This window comes from Sphaerothrix gracilis Ecp01 (genome assembly GCF_030405905.1).
Taxonomy (GTDB): Bacteria; Cyanobacteriota; Cyanobacteriia; order Phormidesmidales; family Phormidesmidaceae; genus Sphaerothrix; species Sphaerothrix gracilis.
Genome location: NZ_JASATW010000018.1, coordinates 19,256 through 38,018 on the forward strand (window position 1 = coordinate 19,256; position 18,763 = coordinate 38,018).

An 18,763-nucleotide genomic window follows, 5' to 3' on the forward strand; every position below is an offset into this window, starting at 1 on the left:
CAAAGTTATTGCGGTATTACCTCTACGCACGCAGAGGATTGCTAGACCCCTCAGGGGTAACGCCCCCCTTGAGAGGTTGAGATTAGCGCGGATATGTTTGAATAGCGAGCGTTAATCCACTTACTGTCCTGACAAAATCTCAATGTCTGCATTTGAACCAAGCATTTTGTTTCTAACGCGGTCTTTTTTTAGAGACTGATGAAATATTTACGCTTAGTTCGTTGCTTAAAAGAAATAGATAGTCAGCCATTTACACAGCCGCTTTAGTCATTCGCCACGTTCCCTGTTTTTAGTAGCTATTTATCTATGTGCTTTTCTATATTCACACTTTCAGAAATAGATTTATTATTCGAGTTTTTTTCTGACTGCAATCCCATTTGCTGACGATAAATTAACTCATTGCGACTCCTCGGAGGTCATCTACAAAAATGGTACGAGATGCTTTAGTGGTTGGTGTGAGCCACTATCAAAAACTGCCGCGCTTGCAGTCGCCTAGTTATGATGCAGAGGCGATCGCTAGTTGCTTACAAAATCACGGTGAATTTCGGGTTCACCGCATGCCAGAGATCATTGAATCCAGCACGCCCAAGGTTGGTCAGCACACCGCTGTCACGACCCGGCAGCTGGAAAATGCGCTGATTCAGCTTTTCAAACCAGCTGGTAAACACGTTCCGCAAACCGCTGTTTTCTACTTTTCCGGTCACGGGTTTCAGCGCGAGGCAGGCATTCGTGAGGGCTATTTAGCCACTAGTGAAACCGATCCGGAAATGGGCATTTATGGTCTTTCTCTATTTTGGCTGCGGCGACTGCTGCAAGAAAGCCCGGTGCCGCAAAAAGTGATTTGGCTAGACTGTTGCCACAGCGGCGAGTTACTAAACTTTTTAGAAGCCGATCCGGGCGCACATCAGGGCAGCGATCGCCTGTTTATGGCGGCCTCCCGCGAATTTGAGTCAGCCTACCAGTCGTTAGGCTCAAACTACAGCGTCTTTACAGAAGCGCTACTCGCTGGACTCAAGCCTGAAAAATCTGAAACCGGCATTGTCACAAATCACAGCCTGCTACGCTCAGTCAGCCAGCAGCTCAAGGGGGAAATTCAGCAGCCCCTGTTTGAGACATCCGGCAGCGAAATTATGCTGACTCGCTCTTCAGGCCGTACGGCAACGCTCTCAACCTCTCCTGTCCCAACGCTCGATCGCCTCAAGCAGTTTGCGCTCAAATTTTGTCCCTATCAGGGACTGTCTGCCTTCACCGAGCGCCACGGCGACTTTTTCTTTGGCCGGGAAGAAGCGACCGCCCAGCTACTACAAAGCATCGAGCGCCAGCGCTTTTGCGCTGTTATCGGGGCTTCCAGCAGCGGCAAAACATCTCTCTTGCGAGCGGGGCTAATCCATCAGCTTCAGCAGAACAAACTGCCGGGTAGTCGTCAGTGGCAGATTAGATATATAACGCCGACTGACTCACCCCTGACGAGTCTAGCAGCGGCCTTCATCGATCCCAATGCCTCAGGGCTGGTACGGGCAGAGCAGCTACGTCAAGCCATGAGCTTTTTGCAGGCAGGCGGTCAGGGTCTCAATCAGCTTGTCCAGACCAGCTTTGCCCCCCAGCAGGCCGCCACGCAAACTTTTATTCAGCAGCAGACACAGTTACAAACCGCAGCTAAACCCCAGCTATTGCTGGTGATTGACCAGCTAGAAGAACTCTTCAGCCACTGCCAAGAGGAGTTTCAGCGACAGCAGTTTTTAGACTGCATTCTGCAGGCTCTACAAGAACCGGAAACCCGCCTGCGGGTCGTGGTCGCCCTGCGGGGTGACTATCAAGATGCGCTCAATCGCTATCCCACCTTGTCGGTTTTGATGCGTCAAAATCTATTAGTGGTGCCTCCCCTCAGCTATGAAAAGATTAAGTCTACGATTACGGAGCCAGCTAAAAAACTCAAAATTCAGTACGACCCAAATTTGCTCTACAGCATTTTGTTAGATATCGTCGGTGCGCCGGGGGAACTGCCCCTGTTGCAGCTGACACTAGCAGAGCTATGGCAGCGACAAATCGCCAATGCCTGCGACGCTTCCACCGAGCTTACCCTGGAAGCCTATGCTGAACTAGGCGGTGTCCGTCAAATTCTTAGCCAGCGAGCCACCGCAGTTTATGAAAGCCTAACAGAGGCTGAACAGCAGGCCGCCCGGCGTATTTTTCTCTGTCTCTGTGAGCTGGGAGAGGGAGCTGAAGACAGCCGCCGCCGGATTCAGAAAGCTGAGCTGATCAATCACGAATTCTCAGCTGAGCTGATTGAGCAAACCTTAGAGAAGTTGGTAACGGCCAAGTTAGTAATCGTAAATTCTGCTCAGCGCTCTGACCAGACGCAGCCCAGAGGACAGTGGCCGAAACCGGCTCCGAGGGATAGATTAGCTCCGGTCACAAGGGATACGGTTGATATTGTGCACGAGTCTCTGATTCGCAACTGGTCACTTCTGCGCGAATGGCTGCAAGACAAGCGAGAAATTTTGAGGCAGCAGCGACGGCTAGAAGCAGCCGCTCAGGAATGGCAGCAGCAGGGACAACCGCTCGCCTTAGACTATCTGCTCTCTAAAAACCGGCTGAGCGAAGCTGAGCTTTTTTGGCAGCGTCATCCTTCGGAGCCATCGGCTCTGGCCCAGCAGTATCTGAAGCAGAGCCGCCAGGTGCGGCGGCGAACTTACTTGCAGGTAGGTATTTTGGGATTTCTGTTGCCCTGCATGGTTTCCACCGGGCTGGTTTGGCTATTAAGCAGTCGTCAAGGCGCCCAAGAAGCCCTCTCTTCGGCTCAGAGGGGAGAAATTGCAGAAATGCGATCGCGTTCTGGCCTTGCTTCCCTCGCTACTCCACAGCCCTCAGCCGCCCAGCCCCGAACGACTCAAACTGAAGTGGCAGCGCCAACGACTGCTTCGCCGCTAGAGCAGCGCCAGCTAGCCAACGAAACGGACTCTATTGAGACTAATTTCTCTGCTGCAGATATAGCTTCACTGCTGCAGCTGCAAATTTCTCAGACCTCAGAGAGTCAGTTAAACACCTGGGAGTGTCCACCGACAATTTTTACCCATCAGGCGATAATGCCCACCTCAGCTCCTGCAACCTATTCGTTCTCAACAAGTAGCTCTGATATAAGCGCAGTCACCGTTTGCCAGTAATCCGATTTAGAGAACGGCAAGGTTCTACGGAAGCGGCTATGCTGTTAGAGCAGGTGTACTGATTAGCAGTACTCTAACCGTAACGACCGTTGCCGCAAACCCAGTGCAGATTCTCTCACTCACCCTCAAAAACTTTAAAGCTCACAGCGATCGCCACTTTGAATTTCAGCCTGGCACCAACGCGATCTGTGGTGAGAATGGGGCTGGCAAGACCAGTCTTTTAGAAGCGATCGCCTGGGCACTTTTCAACTACCAGGGCGATTACAAACGAGAAGACCTGATCCGCAACGGCAGCAGCAGCGCCCAGGTCAGAGTCGTTTTTGTCTCTAGTCACGACAGCCGGACTTATGAAGTGCAGCGCTGTACCAGTCGCGGCTATACCCTGTTTGATCCACAGCTTGACCAGCGTTTGGCGCTCAGCCGCGTCAAGGATGAGGTGCTGCCTTGGCTGCGTCAGCATTTGGGAGTAGAGCCAGGCACGGATTTAGCCCAGCTTTTTGCCAATACAATTGGTGTCCCTCAAGGCACCTTTACCGCTGACTTTTTGCTGCCGCCGGATAAGCGCAAGCCCATCTTTGATACCGTGTTGAAGGTTGAGGCTTACCGTACGGTCTATAAGCAATCCAACCACTTGAGAAAGTATGCTGAGGCCCAGGTAGAAGCCCAGCAGCGAGAAATTGCCCAGTACGAGGAAAGCTTACAAAACTGGGAAGCGCTTCAGCAGCAACAGCAGCAGGTCAGCCAAAGCTTGAGTCAAAGCAAAGCGCAGCTCCAGATGCAGCAGACTGAGCTGGCAAAGCTAGCTGAACAATTACAGCAGCAGCGCCAGCAGGCAGCTGAGCTGCAGCAGGCGCAAAACCAGCTCCAGCAAGCCTATACCCAGCTTCAGGCCCGGCAGCAGGCCAATCAGCTCCTGCAGCAAAATTTACAGCAGGCCCAGCAGGCAGCAGCGGTTTGTCAGGCCCAGCAGGCAGCTCATCATGCCTACCTGCAAACCAGCGAAACCCTACAGCAGCTAGAAGCGCAAAGTCAGCAGCAGCAGCAGATCCAGTCTCAGCGGCAGGCCCTGGAGCGCCAGCTAGCCCAGCGCCAATCTGAACTAACGCGGTTAACCTTGCAGCTAGAGCAGGCCAGCGCCACTGAGGCGGAACTGGCTCAGCTCCAACCCCTAATCCAGCAGCAGGCGGACTTAGAGACGCAGCTCCAGCACATAAACCAGCAGCAGCAAGCCGCTCAGCAGCAGCAAACCCTACAGCGGAGCTGGCAGCAGCAGCTAAGGCAGGTAGCAAGTGAACTGGGTCAAACCCGACAGACCATTCATCAGCTAGGGCAGCTCAAACCTGTGATAGAGCAAATTGCTGCCCACGAGCAGCAGCGCGATCGCCTACAGCAGCAGCTCAGCCGCGTAGAGGCCGCTCAGCAGTTTGAGACCGAACTCAAGCAGCTCGTAGAGCGCAGCCAAAACCAGGGCGATCGCTATGCCAGTCAGGCTGCGGCGGCGTTGCAGAACTTAGAGACGCTGCAGGAAAGTGCCCCCTTGCTCAGCCACGCGGCCATTGAGTCCCTACGACAGGCAATTACTGAGGGACTGACGCTGAATCAGGAAACCTCAGCAGCGATCGCCAGCATTTTGCAAGACCTAGCTGCTCAGACCGCCACCAGTTCCTTACAGCAGCAGCTAGTTCAGATACGGCAGCAGTTGCAGCAAGGCTATCAGCAGCGCTCCGAATTTGATACGCTGCCGGTTCACCTGAGCCGCCAGCAGCAGCTACAGCAGCAGCAGACCGAGCTCCAGCAGCAGCTTCAGGCTTTGGAGCAAACGCTGTCTGTATCCCATCTGCAGCAGCAGGCCGCCCCGCTCAATGCGGCGCTAGCTCAGCTCCAAGATCCTCGCAGTCGTGGCCGTGTCTTGCAGCAGTCTCTGCGGCAGCAGCCCCAAATTCAAAGCCGTCAGCAGCAGCTCGCCGCTGCTCAGGCTAAAGTGCAAGGTCAGATTAGCGACCTCGATCAGCAGCTCAGTCAGTTTGAAAGCCTCGCTGCCCAGATTACAGAGCTGCGGCAGCAGCAGCAGGCGCAGCAGGCGGGCTATCTGCTCTATGTGCAAAATCAGCAGCAGGCCCAAGCCCAACCCCAACTTGCCGCCGATCTAGAAGCAGCGATCGCGGAACTAGACCAAATGACGACCGCTCATAGCCAGCTCCAGCAGCGGCTCCAGCAGCTCCAGCAAGCCCATGATCCCAAGCAGCTTCAGCAGCTCGAACATGCTCAGCAGCAGGCGCAGTCTCAGGTCGATCGCCTGTTGGGCAGCTTGCCCCAACAGCAGCAGCTTCTAGAGAATTTGAACCAGCAGCTAGCCAACTTACAGCAAATTGCCGCCAAGCGCGATCGCGCTCAAAGCGATTTGCAGCAGCGCGATCGCGTCCGCCGCTTTATCAACTTTGCCCGCAAGGTATACAAAGAGGCGGGGCCACGTATCACCGAGCGCTATGTGCAAACCATTTCTAGAGAAGCCGATCGCCTGTTTCGGGAGCTGCTAAACCGACAAAACGTTGCCCTCACCTGGACGCGCGACTATGAAATTTTGGTGCAGGAAGGGGCCCATGCCCGCCGCTTCATTAATCTTTCCGGCGGAGAGCAAATGTGCGCGGCGCTGGCGGTGCGGCTGGCACTGTTGAAGGTGCTGGCAGATATTGACGTTGCCTTCTTCGACGAACCGACGACCAATATGGATCGGCCTCGCCGCGACAGCCTAGCCGAGGCGATCGCCCGCATCAGAACCTTTAACCAGCTTTTTGTGATCAGTCATGACGATACGTTTGAAAAGGTAACAGAGAACGTAATCTTAGTAGAACGAGAAAATTAGTTTACCAGCGGTAGTTTATGCCCACAACGATTGCGCTGATTGCCCATGATGGCAAAAAGGACGACATGGTAGCCCTGGTGCGGCGTTACCAAGATGTCTTGCAGCGCTATCACCTGGTAGCTACCGGGACGACCGGCCAAAGAATTCGGGGGAATACGGATTTAACGGTCGAGACTCTGCTCTCAGGGCCGCTGGGAGGAGACGCTCAAATCTCAGCGCAGGTCGCGAGTCAAGCAATATTGGCCGTCATTTTTCTGATTGATCCGCTCTATGCCCAGCCCCACGAGCCTGATGTCAATGCCCTTCTACGCATCTGCAACGTTCATAATGTGCCGCTGGCGACCAACATTGCTACGGCTGAAGCCCTGCTCAATCAGTTCGCCCGCCAGCGCGTTGCCCACCTGATTTTCAACCCGACTGCCGGACAGGGTAATCCGCAGCAGCAGCTTAGTCTAATTCGCGAGATCCTAGAGCCTCGCCTACACCTTGCGGTTCACTGCACTACCCCCACTATGGATGCAGTGACGCTGGCCCAAGCGGCGATCGCAGCAGACGCAGATATGCTAATTGCTTCCGGCGGCGATGGCACAGTTTCAGCGGTGGCTAGCACCTTAGTCAATACTCACATTCCGCTGGGTATCTTGCCGCGAGGCACCGCTAATGCCCTGGCGGCTGTGCTCAATATTCCGGCTGATTTGCGAGCCGCTTGCGAGATTATTTTGACAGGACTGACCGCGATTATTGATACGGCGCAGTGCAATGGGCAGACCATGACGCTCTTAGCAGGCATTGGCTATGAAGCAGGTATGGTGGAGCGAGCAGACGGCGATTTGAAAGCTCGATTTGGCGTTTTGGGCTATATCTTCGCAGGCATTCAACAGCTCAACGAGCAAGAACTCTTTGATACCCAGATCGAGATCAACGGTGAGGTTCGTAGCTTCCAATCCGGGGCAGTCACGGTTGCTAATGCAGCCCCACCGACCTCGGTGCTGGCTCAGGGGTTGGGGCAGGTCATTGTCAACGATGGTTTGCTAGATGTCACTATTTCAACCGCCCAAACTAAGCTACAGAGCCTCAATACTTTGCTGAACCTCTTTGGTTCAGCTCTCGTCCGCACAGTGCCAGAGCGCGAAGATATGGTCGCCCTGCGCGCGTCTCAAATTCGGATTGAAACTACGCCGCCGCAAAAAGTTGTCCTCGATGGTGAAATCATCGGCACGACACCGGTTGAAATTATCTGTCAGCCGCGCAGCCTGGTCGTCGTGGTGCCGGAGCTGCCGCCCTTGGTTAAAGAAAAAGCTCCTAGCGATTTGCTAGAAGCTGATGACTCTCAAGATGAAGAATTAACCTAGTTGTCTGCCCGCAGGAGGCAATTAGAAGAAACTACTTGGCAAGCATTTCGCTGGTGTAGGCGTCGCCGCTGTAGGCAGGGACGCGATCGCGATAGCTGGTTTCTCGACCTGTTACGGATGTGGCGATCGCCTCAAAGCCGTTGGAGTTCCAGTTGCGCTCGTGAATCGGTTTGGACTGTTCGCCGCGAAAGTAAGCCTGGGTGCCAATTAGCGCTACGGCTGCCCAGCCCACGACCAATAAAGCAACTACGATTGCCATCTATATCTCCTTCTACTTGTAGCGGTTGATAAAGGGCCAGATTGAGGATGATTCTCTCAGTCTGGCCGCTGTTTTGTAAATCAATGTAAACAATATAGCCATTATTGTAACAAAATGTCAAATTAGCTTGACGAATTTATCTTTCATCTTCAAACAGTTCTACGGTTAGTGCTTCTGGCGAATACAGCAGACAGCCTCACGCCCGATATGGCTAAAAAATATGCTGCAATTTCCCCTTCTCAGTTGCCGCCTTTTTTGAGTATGCTGGCGAAAGTGTGACTTGCTCATCGAGTCTGATGGCGTTCACACTGCTTCGCATTCAGCTATTTCACAACTTTATAGGTTCAGTTTCGCTATCGGCTGAGTTCCGCTCAATCACTCGCTGGCACGGAGCATGATGCAAGATCTTCGCGTTCGCTTTCATCCTGCTGGATTCACTTGGGGACAGGGGGTCGTCTGGACGGCCACGGTTCACTATTGCTGGATCAATCTGATGATTCTGCTACAGGCGATCGCCGTGGAAGAGTTTGAGTATTACGCTGTGTACGAGTCAAATCTGTGGGACTTGGGCCTGAGTTTCCTCATGTTTAAGCCATTTGAAACTCTCTGTGAGCACGTGTTGGCGCTACTGGTTGCTCAAATAGATCTGATTAGACTTCGGTAGGATAGGGATATCGCTTAGAGAATAGCTATTACAGCGATCGCAAAGATCAGCTAATGAAAAGAGTATTGCTAACGCTCATTCAAGTTTATCGACGACTGATTTCGCCCCTCCTGCCGCCAAGCTGCCGCTTTCAGCCCACTTGCTCCCAATACGCGCTGACAGCGATCGATCGTTTCGGTCCCTGGCGCGGCAGTGGCTTAGCAATTCGTCGCATTTGCCGCTGTCATCCGTTTCATCCGGGGGGCTACGATCCAGTACCGACTGAGATATCAGGCGATCGGCGTCAACCGTAAAATGAGGCTACGAGCCTAGAGAATTTCGCACTCTTCTGCAAAATGTCCTATGACCATTCAGCCTGAAACTCATTGTGGATATCTAGATTAATACTGAAAAGTAAAATAACAGTCATACCACTCAGTCTGTCGATACAGAGACAATCAAAATTAGCCTATCAGTATCTAACTTGTTCAAATCTCATACTCATCAACAAGAACTCTCGATGCAGAAATCGTGAAGTTTGGGAATATTTAGGGCAAGAAACAACAGGGTCATGTAGAGTTGGGAAAACCTCCCTAAATTAAGATAGCTTTTTGATTTCAGTGCCATGCAAACAGTTCCAGTTGAGTACTCAGGTCAGATTCAAGTTATTGCAGGCAAAAATCCTAAAGAACTGTACGTTCATCAAAATGAAGCTATTAAGGCGCTAGACAAAATTAATCGGTCTTCATTTGAAGGATTATTAGTCTTACCAACAGGGGGTGGTAAAACACTAACAGCTATTCACTGGCTACTACGGAATTTTATAGATAAACGAAAAAAGGTATTGTGGATTGCCCATCGGCACGAGCTACTAGATCAAGCAGCTGAGACACTACAGTTTAGTGCCTATACGTCATTGTTGAATAATATTGATGAGTTTAGATATCGGGTAATTTCAGGGCATCCAAAGCACGATCGGCCCGTCAATATTGATCCCTCCGACGATATTATTGTTGCCAGTAAGGATAGCCTTAATGGCGGACTTAAATATCTTACAAACAACTGGATAAATCACGCTGATACGATTCTTCTAGTTGTTGATGAGGCGCATCATGCTACGGCAAAGACCTATCGCAAGCTAATTACTAATATTAAGCAAAATTTTAGCGATAGAGGAAAGTCTAGCAATTTTAGAATGTTGGGACTAACCGCAACTCCTTTTAGGACAGATGAAGGTGAACAAGGCTTACTTAAAAAGGTATTTCCCGACGATATTATCTTTTCAGAGCATTTGCGAACCCTAATTACGCGAGGCATTCTTTCTGAGCCTATTTTCGAGAATTTAGAGACAAATTTAGATTTTCATCAAACGCTGAATGACAAAGATATCAGGGCAATTGAAAATTTTGACAAAATACCAAAGAAAGTAGCCGAGAATATAGCAATTTCTAAAGTTCGTAATCAGCGTATTGTCCAGCATTACATCAATAATCGAGAAAAGTATAAGCCTCTACTTGTCTTTGCCATCGATGTTGCTCATGCCATCGCCTTAAATGCTGTCTTCAGAAGCAAAGGTGTCGAGTCTGAGTTTGTAGTCGGCAAAATAGTGGATATAAATACAGGAGTGACTACTTCGCCCAAAGAAAATTCAGAAAAAATCAAAAGATTTAGAGCAGGCGAAATTGAAGTCCTCATCAACGTAGAAATGTTGACTGAAGGAGTTGATCTACCTAATGTTCAAACAGTTTTCCTGACTCGCCCCACGACATCTACAATCTTGATGACTCAGATGATCGGTAGAGCTTTACGAGGAAAGACGGCAGGTGGTACCGAAAAAGCTTATGTAGTTAGCTTTATTGACAATTGGGAAGACAAGATTAACTGGGTCAATCCTGAAAAACTTCATCTTGACGAAGATACAGAGCACATTGAGAAGAATGTCGAGACAATGAAGCGAATTGCTCGACTTATTTCTATCGAAAAGATTGAAGAGTTTGCGCGAATGATGGATGACTCCATCGATACAACTACTTTAGAAAAGTTGTATTTCCTCAAGCGAGTACCTGTTGGAATTTATCGATTTTCTATCCTTGAACCTTCTGAATCCGGAGAACCTGTTAACCGGAATTACGATGTTTTACTGTATAACGACACTGAGGAGGCTTATGACAGCTTTGTCAATGATTTAGAGGCTGTGTTTAAAGATATCAGCATTGACGATAGAGAGATACTAACTGATGAAGAGTTAGAAAAACTTTTGCAGTTAACTAAATCTCTTTATTTTCCCGATTATTCATTCTTACTAGGCTATAGAGATGAAGATGTTAAAAATATTCTACGCTTTTATGCTCAAAAAGAAATGGAGCCGGAGTTTATAGCTTTTAGCGAGCGAAGAAAGTGCGATTTGACGATTGTAGCCAAGCATATCTATGACAGTGATTTTACGCTCAAACAAATGACTGAGTATCTTAATTCCTTATGGAATGATAGCGCTACATTCTGGCAAGTCCTATTCGGATACAACTTTTTGTACTTCAAAAAGCAAATTGACATTGAAATAAATAAATTACTGGGCGTATATAGTGACTTAACTGTAACTCCGCCAGTTTTTATTCCAGATGAAATCCCCATTGAGAAACTTTCTCTCTTTGAAATGAGAGAGCGGGATCCAGCTCAATATCGGAACCTTAAGGACGATGTCTTTGCCAAATACACAGATGCACAAGGGTTTATAACCTGTGCCCTTAGCGGTTTGAGAAGTTCTATGCGAAGGAACTTTCAAATTGACCACATTGTACCTATGTCAGAAGGCGGCTTAACAGTTTTAGAAAACCTTCAGGTGCTTTCTCGTGAAGCCCATACAGAAAAGACACGTTTGGAAAACTTGCAGCGTTGGTAAACTACAACGTTTTCTTAAACCAGTTTGATTTTGGCAATAATATTTGACCGAGCCTGAGAACTACGCGCAGCGCGGGCCTGTTTTAGTAATTGCCAAGCAGCAGGTGAAAACAGGGCAGGCCAAGTCAGCGCGATCGCCTCACTGAGCCGCTTTTGCTTCAGCGCTACTAGGCCCCAATGCAGGTGCAGGTAGCGGCGAATATCTGTCATTGCGGGCAGCTCGGTCTGATGCTTATTGCTGACGTTATGATAAATTCGCTCTTTGATCAGGACATTGGTATCTAAGCGCTGACGCAGGGCAATTTTTTGGTCATAGCCACCGGGCCAAACCGTACGATAGGCCAGGCACTGGTTGAGGAACAGAGCGTCTCCAAACTGAGCCACGCGAATCCAGGAGTCGATATCGTCACAGCTCGTCATGGTCAAATCCCAACCGCCGGACTGGAGAAACGCCTCTCGCCGTACCGCCACCTGAATCGGCGTACCAAAGGGGACCACCTCTAGCAACATGCCATAGTGAATATCGGCCTGAGGAATATAGAAAATCGTGCCGGGGCCGGTTGGGGCCGTGCGGCTGAGTTCCTGCCCGTCAGTATCTACCTGGGCCGCCTGACAGGAGCAGATCACTGCTTGGGGCCGCAGGGCGATCGCTGCCTGCATTTGCTCAATACAGTTTGGGGCTAGATAGTCGTCGTCATCTACAAACTTGATCCAGTCCCCCGTCGCCATTTCTACCCCAGCGTTCACCGCTCCAGCATGTTGCAAGTTGGCTGAGTTGCGCTGATAGCGGATGCGATCGCCCAGACTTGCCGCATACGCCTCAGTGCCATCAGCAGAGGCATTGTCCACCACAATCACCTCACAGGGAACCGTCTGTTCTAAGGCCGAGGCGATCGCCCGCTTGAGCAAATCGAGGCGATTGTAGGTGGTGATGACGATGCTAAAAGTCACAAGCGGCTCCTGTGATCACAGCTTTCAGAAGCTTGCCCAAGTTTCAAGCAGCAGTTTACGCCGCTACAGACGGGCTAAGCGATCGCGCAGAATTTCCGCCTGAGTCTCGGCTTCAGCTAGGGCGTCGCGGGCACCCTGCACCACCTCGGCAGGGGCTTTCTCCACAAAGCCCTGATTGCTCAGACGACCAGAGAGGGACTTGATCTCTCCTTCGACCCGGCTTAGATCTTTCTCGATCTTGGCCCGCAGCGTCTCTACATCGGCTACTCCCGTCAGCGGAATCAGTACCTGGACAGTGCCGACAACTCCCGCAAACATTTTAGGTTGAGCGGTTTCTGGCTCTGTAGGCGTAGGCGCAGGCGTGTCTGCCGCTTTCAGTAGCGCCTTCGGTTCAGCAGCAGGCTCTAGTCTGGCCGTTTCCGTTTGATCGCCTCTCACCTGCTGCCAGAGAGCCTGGATTTGCCGACCGACTTCCTGACGTTTTTGGCCGCGCAGCAAGTTCTGGCTAGCAAACCAAAGCACGTAGGTCAGACCGATCAGTTTTAGAGTCGGTGCGATTAGCGGTAAACTTGCCAGCGTGTTCAAGACAGCGCCCGATACTCGCAGGAGCAGCAGCAGGCCAAATAAGAGCCCCAGGGTAATAGCAGGTCTGCGAATACTGCTGAAGAATTTGCCTAAATACTGCCGTGGATTAGACAGCAGTGTCAGCACAGACTGACTGATTTCACTGGCTTCGGCGACTACATCTTCTGAAGTAATCACAATGGTTTCTGGCTCAGCAGATGCTTCGGGACTGGCCTCGGCGGCGGCAGGCTGAGGAGCAGGCACATGAACCTCCGGCTCGACTCTCTCAGCTGTTCCAGGATCTACTTCTAGACTAGCCACCGTGAGTTCCTTTATCTTGGCTAGATCTTTGATATAGGCCGCAGTGGCGTCCAGGATTTGGCGTTCCTGAGCATCATCACTTTGCAAAATCGCTTCTACTTTCACCGAAGGCTTTACTCCGGCCTCAGCGCGAAGATTGCGGATGGTGCGCACCGCACCAATCAGCAGGTCAAACTGCTGCTCCAAATCGGCATTGATAAGTGCGGGATTGACGCTGGGATATGCCTGGATTGCTAAGAACTGGTCGTCCCCGGCCTGATTCAGGGTATGCCAAACTTCCTCGGTAATGTGGGGCATAAAGGGGTGTAGCAGCCGTAAGATGCCATCCAGCACGTAGGCTAGGGTTTGCTGGGCAACGTGCTTAGAAGCGCCTTCAGACTGAAGCCGTGACTTCACCAGCTCAATGTACCAGTCGCAGAAATCGCCCCAGATAAACTCATAGAGTTCCTTCGCCGCCTCGCCCATGCCGTAGGCATCAACGTAGTCACAGGTTTGCTGCACCACCCGGTAGAAGCGGGAGAGAATCCAGCGATCGCTCAGCTCTAGATTTGCCTCATCTGGTTGACCCAGGGCCGCTGGCGTCTGTCCGCCCAGGTTCATCATCACGAAGCGGGAAGCGTTCCACAGCTTGTTGGCAAACTTGCCAGATGCCTCAACTGAAACCGACTCATCTGACTGGCGATCGTACTCTAAGCGAATATCCTGTCCGGCTCCGGCTACCTCGCGGATGAGGGTATAGCGTAGGGCATCGCTGCCGTATTTGTTAATTAGCAGCAGCGGGTCGATACCGTTGCCTTTGGACTTGGACATTTTTTGACTATTTTCATCCCGCACCAATCCGTGAATATAAACCGTTTCAAACGGCATCTGGTCGGTGAAATGTCCCGCCATCATGGTCATGCGGGCCACCCAGAAGAAAATAATGTCAAAGCCCGTGACCAAGGTGGTGGTGGGATAGTAGGTCTGAAAGTCCTCAGCGGTTTCATTCGGCCAGCCCAGGGTAGAGAAAGGCCAAAGCCCAGAGGAGAACCAGGTATCCAGCACATCAGGATCCTGGCGCAGCTCTACCCCTTCACCAAACTGGGCGATCGCTTTTTCCCTGGCCGCCGCCTCAGACATCGCCACCACAAACGGCGTATCGTCCGTAATCTTACCGTCGGTCTGACTCACCGCATACCAGGCTGGAATTTGGTGGCCCCACCAGAGCTGTCGGGAAATACACCAGTCTTTCAGGCTCACTAGCCAGTCGCGGTAGACCTTGCGCCAGCGACTAGGGACAAACCGGGGCGACTCGTGGTTGTCTAGGGCATCCAGGGCTTTTTCAGCCAGCGGGCGAATTTTGACAAACCATTGGGTAGACAGTAGCGGTTCCACAGGGACTTTGCCGCGATCGCTATAGGGCACTGAATGCTTGTAGTCCTCAGTTCTGACTAAAAAGCCGTCATCTTCTAAACGCTTGACGACGGCGGTTCTAGCCTTAAAGCGATCGAGTCCGGCAAAGATACCGGCCTGCTCGTTCATGCTGCCGTCTTTGCTCATGATGGTGATCATGGGCAGCTGATGGCGCTGACCCATTTCAAAATCGTTGGGGTCATGAGCTGGGGTGACTTTGACGCAGCCAGTGCCGAAAGCAGCATCCACGTACTCATCGGCAATAATCGGAATTTCTCGCTCCATGATTGGTAGGGTTACGGTTTTGCCAATCAGGTGCTTATAGCGATCGTCATTAGGATTCACCGCCACGGCTGTATCCCCCAGCATGGTTTCGGGGCGGGTGGTGGCGACCTCTACATGACCAGAGCCATCGGTGAGGGGATAGCGGAAATGCCAGAGATGGCCGTCAACTTCTCGGTTCTCAACTTCCAGATCGGAAACGGCGGACTGGCTGGCGGGGCACCAGTTGACCATGTACTTACCGCGATAGATCAACCCTTCTTCATAGAGCCAGTTAAACGCTGTGATCACCGCATTGGACAGGCCCTCGTCCATCGTGAAGCGCTGCCGCGACCAGTCTACGGAAACGCCGAGCTTGCGGAGCTGGTTAACAATGGTGCCGCCCGATTCCTCTTTCCACTGCCAAGCCCGTTCTAGGTACTCATCGCGGCTGATGTCCTGACGGGTCTGGCCCTGTTCCTTCAGTTCTCGATCCAGAATGGCGCTGACGGCAATGCTGGCGTGGTCAGTGCCCGGTAGCCACAAAGTATTGCGCCCCCGCATCCGGTGATAGCGCACCAACAGGTCAATTAGCGCCATCTCAAAGGCGTGGCCCATGTGCAAGCTGCCCGTGACGTTGGGCGGCGGAATCATCACGCAGTAGGGATCGCCCTCATGCTTGGGGTCGGCCTGAAAGATCTGCTGATCTTCCCAGCGCTGCTGCCATTTGGCTTCAGTCTGGGCCGGATCATACTGGCTGGAGAGGCTGGGAGTGGTGGCGGTCATAACAATAGAGCGATCGCGGTATTACAGACAATGTTACTTAACGATTTTGACACGGTGTTGGAGACTAGAGGGAGAAGAGGTCTACTGTGATTTTTATATTCGCTTAGGCCGAGTCTATGTCGAGTATTGGGGACTGGAGGACAACCCGCGATATGCTGCCCGCAAAACTCAAAAACAGCAGATTTACGCCGCTAACGACCTGAACCTGATCGAACTAACCGACGAGCATATCCAGCACCTAGACGACTACCTACCCCAAGCCCTGCGAAAATTCAACGTCCCTGTCAACTAACTCCTTCCCTACCTCCCTCATCCTCCCCACCTTCCTCATCTCCCTCATCCCCCCCACCTTCCCCATCCATCCCTTGCACAGAACTATCAACTAGTGCTCAATAAAAGGAATGCGAGGCAAAAGAGGTATTTGTGAAAGTTGCATTCATTGGGTTAGGGACAATGGGCAGGCCGATGGCGATGAATTTGCTGCAGGCGGGGCATCAGGTGACGGTGCATAATCGCACCCGCGATCGCGAAGAACCGCTAGTTATAGCAGGGGCGAGGCGGGCAGAGTCCCCTCAGGCAGCGGCGGCAGGGGCAGAGGTGATTATTACCTGCGTCAGCGAGACGGCAGACGTGGAGGCAGTCTTGGTAGGAGACGATGGTGTGATTTATGGGGCCACAGCAGGGGCGATCGCCGTCGATATGTCTACCATTAGCCCCACCGTGACCCGGCAGCTAGCCGCGCAGTTAGGGCAGCAGGGCATTCGTATGGTAGATGCGCCCGTCTCCGGCGGCTCGGAGGGGGCACAGCAGGGGACGCTCTCTATCATGATGGGCGGGGAAGCGGCGGACGTAGAGCAGGTGCGCCCGCTGCTAGCGGCAATGGGCAAAACGATTACTCACGTTGGCCCCATCGGTTCAGGTCAGCTTACCAAGGCGATCAACCAGGTTATTGTGGCGGGCACCTACTGGGCCGTCGCCGAAGGGATGGCTGTGGGGCTGAAAGCGGGCTTGGATATGGGTAAAGTGGTGCAGGCAGTGGGCGGCGGGGCCGCAGGCTCCTGGGGGTTGACCCACCGCTCTGGCAACATGATTGAAAACGAGTATCCCCTGGGCTTCCGGGTACGGCTGCACCGCAAAGACCTGCTAATTGCCCTAGAAGCAGCGCGGGAGCTGGGAGTAACGCTGCCGATGACGGCCTACGTGGAGCAGATTGAAACGGGACTGATGGCGCGGGGCTATGGGGACGAAGACATTTCCGCGATCGCCCGCAGCGTTCGCCAACAGTCTGGCATTGAGGGGTAGGATGGTTCGCGAACTCTCCACTATCCATCGGAAAACTGCCAGCAGGCGCTATCCATCAGGAAATTGCCAGCAGGCGTTAGCCATCAGGAAATTGCCAACAGGCGCTAACCATCGGGAAATTGCCAGCAGGCAATATATTCCACCCGTTTGCTGCCGCACTGACAGGGTACGTCGTCGGAGGAAGCTACCCACTCGCGATCGCAGTCTTTGCAGTGGCAAAAAATATTATTGCGGTTGGCTTCTGCTAAGCCGCGCTGCCAGGCTTGCAGTTCTTCCGGGGTAAATTGACGGGATCGATTCTCCATGAGCAATCAGGTGGTGTTGTGGTAGAGGGCGTTGCTAATCTGCCAGGCAATTACAAGATAGTCACAGGTGTCCGTTATACTGCGCACAGCAGCCACTAACCCATCAATCATTCTTGCGCACTGGCAGGACGAGCTACACGCGTTCCTAATTGCACCTGCGACAGTTCCAAAAGGACTAGAGGAGAAATCACCATGAGCGGAATACCCAAAGAAAGGATGGCGAAAGCGCTGCAGCAACTCGAAACTATCTCCCAAGAAGACTACGAAAAAGTTAAAGGTCTTGCCGCAGTGTGTAAACCGCTGAGGAGCGTACTATTCAAAAATCCCGCCGATCACGGGATGACTGAGTGGGATGATTTAGTCATTCCATCCGACGATGGCGTGCCCCTAGAGGCATGGTACATTCCAGCGAAAGGGGGACCGAGTGACAAGCTGATTATTTTCAATCATGCATTACCAATGTGTCGTGCAGGTTTCCCTGGCCACTTAGGTGAACCGTGGAGTAACTACGACGGTGTCGAGATCGACTTTGTTATTCAATACAAACACCTGACCGATGCAGGATATAACGTGCTCACCTACGACATCCGAAATCATGGTCAAAGCGGCTCGGCCAATGGCGGGATGAGCGGCATCGGAGTGTGGGAGTGGCGCGATTGTGTTGGGGTCAAGAAATGGGTCGATGCGCATCCAGAACTGGGTAAGATGACTGTCGGCCTATATAGCCAGTGCATGGGTGGAAATTCTCAATACCATGCAATTCAACAGCGGCCCGAGCTTTTTGAAAATGTCAAATGCATGGTCAGCCCAATGGTTGTTTCCATGACGGCAATATATGATGCATTTTCGGAGCTTCAGGGCGTTAGCCAATATCAAGAGTTGATCGATTTAGAACTGGTAAAGATGGGCGGTTTCGTAGCTGCCGAGATGACTCCTCATCATTGGGCTCCGGCAGTGAAAATGCCAGTTTTAATGGTTCAAGTTTTGAAAGATGCTTGGACACGCAATCCAGAAGATGCCCAAAAGACGTTTGATCTCCTCGGCAGTAAAGATAAAGAACTGTTCTGGATCGAGAACACTACGAGGCGTTTTAAGGACGGCTACAACTACTTTGGACGACACCCTGAAAAGGTTATCGAGTTTCTTAGTAAACACATGAAGTAAAGCGTGGGTAAGCTCGAAGGCCAGACTGCCTAGCTTAGCTGCTCTTCCACTGCAATTCAGCTAGCATTATTTGCCCTAGATCTAGGCTAAATCGCTGTGCACAAGCACTGCGCTTGCTGTTTGCAAACAGCTACTCATACGAGAATGGAGGGAAAACCTATAGTTAATGCACGACTACGGTATGGAAACCGTGACAGCCGCCACCGCAATGTACATGTCATCGTTTTTATCGTCTAGCTCTGGAATGGCTTTGCCTGCTACCACCATGCCGCCTGTTTCCAGCTTCAGCGTCTTTTGCCCAAAGGGGAGGACAGCTAGCACCTCTTCCTGCCGTACCTGGTCTGGATGGGGCACAGATACCTGCACCTCCACAATCATCTGGTTGGGATGGTCAAGACCCGCCACCTCCCAGACACCGGGGAGGGCATTGTGGGCGATCGCGTTCCGAACGGCTCTGGCAGCGGCCACGGTGGGATCCTGACCGTGCTGATCAATCCCCATCCCCATTTCGATAATCAGGCGTTTTGGCATCAGTGGC

Annotated in this window: 14 protein-coding genes; 9 read left to right on the top strand and 5 right to left on the bottom strand. The window is 51.9% G+C overall.

Features of this window, described 5'->3' with window-relative positions:
- Nucleotides 1-428 precede the first annotated feature (428 nt).
- The 3 genes from QJQ48_RS18840 to mgsA all read left to right on the top strand — a co-directional run bounded on the left by QJQ48_RS18840 (nucleotide 429) and on the right by mgsA (nucleotide 7,379).
- Entirely contained in the window at nucleotides 429-3,164 is a 2,736-nt protein-coding gene (locus QJQ48_RS18840) for a caspase family protein (RefSeq protein ID WP_346292797.1), read from the top strand.
- Between the two features lie 103 nt (nucleotides 3,165-3,267).
- On the top strand, nucleotides 3,268-6,027 hold the full coding sequence (locus tag QJQ48_RS18845) for an AAA family ATPase (RefSeq protein ID WP_346292798.1): 2,760 nt from the start codon (nucleotides 3,268-3,270) through the stop codon (nucleotides 6,025-6,027).
- Nucleotides 6,028-6,044: 17 nt separating this feature from the next.
- On the top strand, nucleotides 6,045-7,379 hold the full coding sequence (gene mgsA / locus QJQ48_RS18850) for a methylglyoxal synthase (RefSeq protein WP_346292799.1): 1,335 nt from the start codon (nucleotides 6,045-6,047) through the stop codon (nucleotides 7,377-7,379).
- A 31-nt stretch (nucleotides 7,380-7,410) separates the two neighbouring features.
- On the opposite strand, the gene QJQ48_RS18855 is transcribed toward mgsA, so the two are convergent.
- Nucleotides 7,411-7,638: a photosystem II protein, Psb35-related gene (locus QJQ48_RS18855; RefSeq protein ID WP_346292800.1), complete on the bottom strand. Its 228-nt coding sequence runs from the start codon at nucleotides 7,636-7,638 to the stop codon at nucleotides 7,411-7,413.
- A gap of 394 nt (nucleotides 7,639-8,032) precedes the next feature.
- On the opposite strand from QJQ48_RS18855, the gene QJQ48_RS18860 reads away from it, so the two are divergent.
- The 3 genes from QJQ48_RS18860 to QJQ48_RS18870 all read left to right on the top strand — a co-directional run bounded on the left by QJQ48_RS18860 (nucleotide 8,033) and on the right by QJQ48_RS18870 (nucleotide 11,180).
- A complete protein-coding gene (locus QJQ48_RS18860) occupies nucleotides 8,033-8,302 on the top strand; it encodes a hypothetical protein (protein ID WP_346292801.1) in 270 nt (89 codons plus the stop codon).
- A 53-nt stretch (nucleotides 8,303-8,355) separates the two neighbouring features.
- Complete coding sequence (yidD, locus tag QJQ48_RS18865; RefSeq protein WP_346292802.1) at nucleotides 8,356-8,595, top strand: membrane protein insertion efficiency factor YidD; 240 nt, start codon at nucleotides 8,356-8,358, stop codon at nucleotides 8,593-8,595.
- A 311-nt stretch (nucleotides 8,596-8,906) separates the two neighbouring features.
- A complete protein-coding gene (locus tag QJQ48_RS18870) occupies nucleotides 8,907-11,180 on the top strand; it encodes a DEAD/DEAH box helicase family protein (protein WP_346292803.1) in 2,274 nt (757 codons plus the stop codon).
- Between the two features lie 14 nt (nucleotides 11,181-11,194).
- On the opposite strand, the gene QJQ48_RS18875 is transcribed toward QJQ48_RS18870, so the two are convergent.
- A complete protein-coding gene (locus tag QJQ48_RS18875; protein ID WP_346292804.1) occupies nucleotides 11,195-12,130 on the bottom strand; it encodes a glycosyltransferase family 2 protein in 936 nt (311 codons plus the stop codon).
- A gap of 63 nt (nucleotides 12,131-12,193) precedes the next feature.
- Nucleotides 12,194-15,454 carry a valine--tRNA ligase gene (locus tag QJQ48_RS18880; RefSeq protein ID WP_346292805.1) on the bottom strand — a complete coding sequence of 1,087 codons (3,261 nt, stop codon included), beginning with the start codon at nucleotides 15,452-15,454 and terminating at the stop codon, nucleotides 12,194-12,196.
- Nucleotides 15,455-15,500: 46 nt separating this feature from the next.
- Between QJQ48_RS18880 and QJQ48_RS18885 the strand changes: the two genes are divergently transcribed.
- Both QJQ48_RS18885 and QJQ48_RS18890 read left to right on the top strand, forming a co-directional pair.
- Nucleotides 15,501-15,746 (top strand): hypothetical protein, encoded by a 246-nt coding sequence (locus tag QJQ48_RS18885; RefSeq protein WP_346292806.1) that lies wholly within the window; start codon nucleotides 15,501-15,503, stop codon nucleotides 15,744-15,746.
- 131 nt (nucleotides 15,747-15,877) lie between these two features.
- Nucleotides 15,878-16,756, top strand: a complete 879-nt coding sequence (locus QJQ48_RS18890) for an NAD(P)-dependent oxidoreductase (RefSeq protein ID WP_346292807.1) — start codon at nucleotides 15,878-15,880, stop codon at nucleotides 16,754-16,756.
- 104 nt (nucleotides 16,757-16,860) lie between these two features.
- Here QJQ48_RS18890 and QJQ48_RS18895 read toward each other — a convergent pair whose 3' ends face one another.
- A complete protein-coding gene (locus QJQ48_RS18895) occupies nucleotides 16,861-17,061 on the bottom strand; it encodes a hypothetical protein (protein WP_346292808.1) in 201 nt (66 codons plus the stop codon).
- 192 nt (nucleotides 17,062-17,253) lie between these two features.
- Here QJQ48_RS18895 and QJQ48_RS18900 point away from each other — a divergent pair, with 192 nt between their 5' ends.
- On the top strand, nucleotides 17,254-18,225 hold the full coding sequence (locus QJQ48_RS18900) for an alpha/beta hydrolase family protein (protein WP_346292809.1): 972 nt from the start codon (nucleotides 17,254-17,256) through the stop codon (nucleotides 18,223-18,225).
- A gap of 174 nt (nucleotides 18,226-18,399) precedes the next feature.
- Here the strand turns inward: QJQ48_RS18900 and QJQ48_RS18905 are convergent, their stop codons facing one another.
- Entirely contained in the window at nucleotides 18,400-18,759 is a 360-nt protein-coding gene (locus QJQ48_RS18905) for a Lin0512 family protein (RefSeq protein ID WP_346292880.1), read from the bottom strand.
- Nucleotides 18,760-18,763 lie beyond the last annotated feature (4 nt).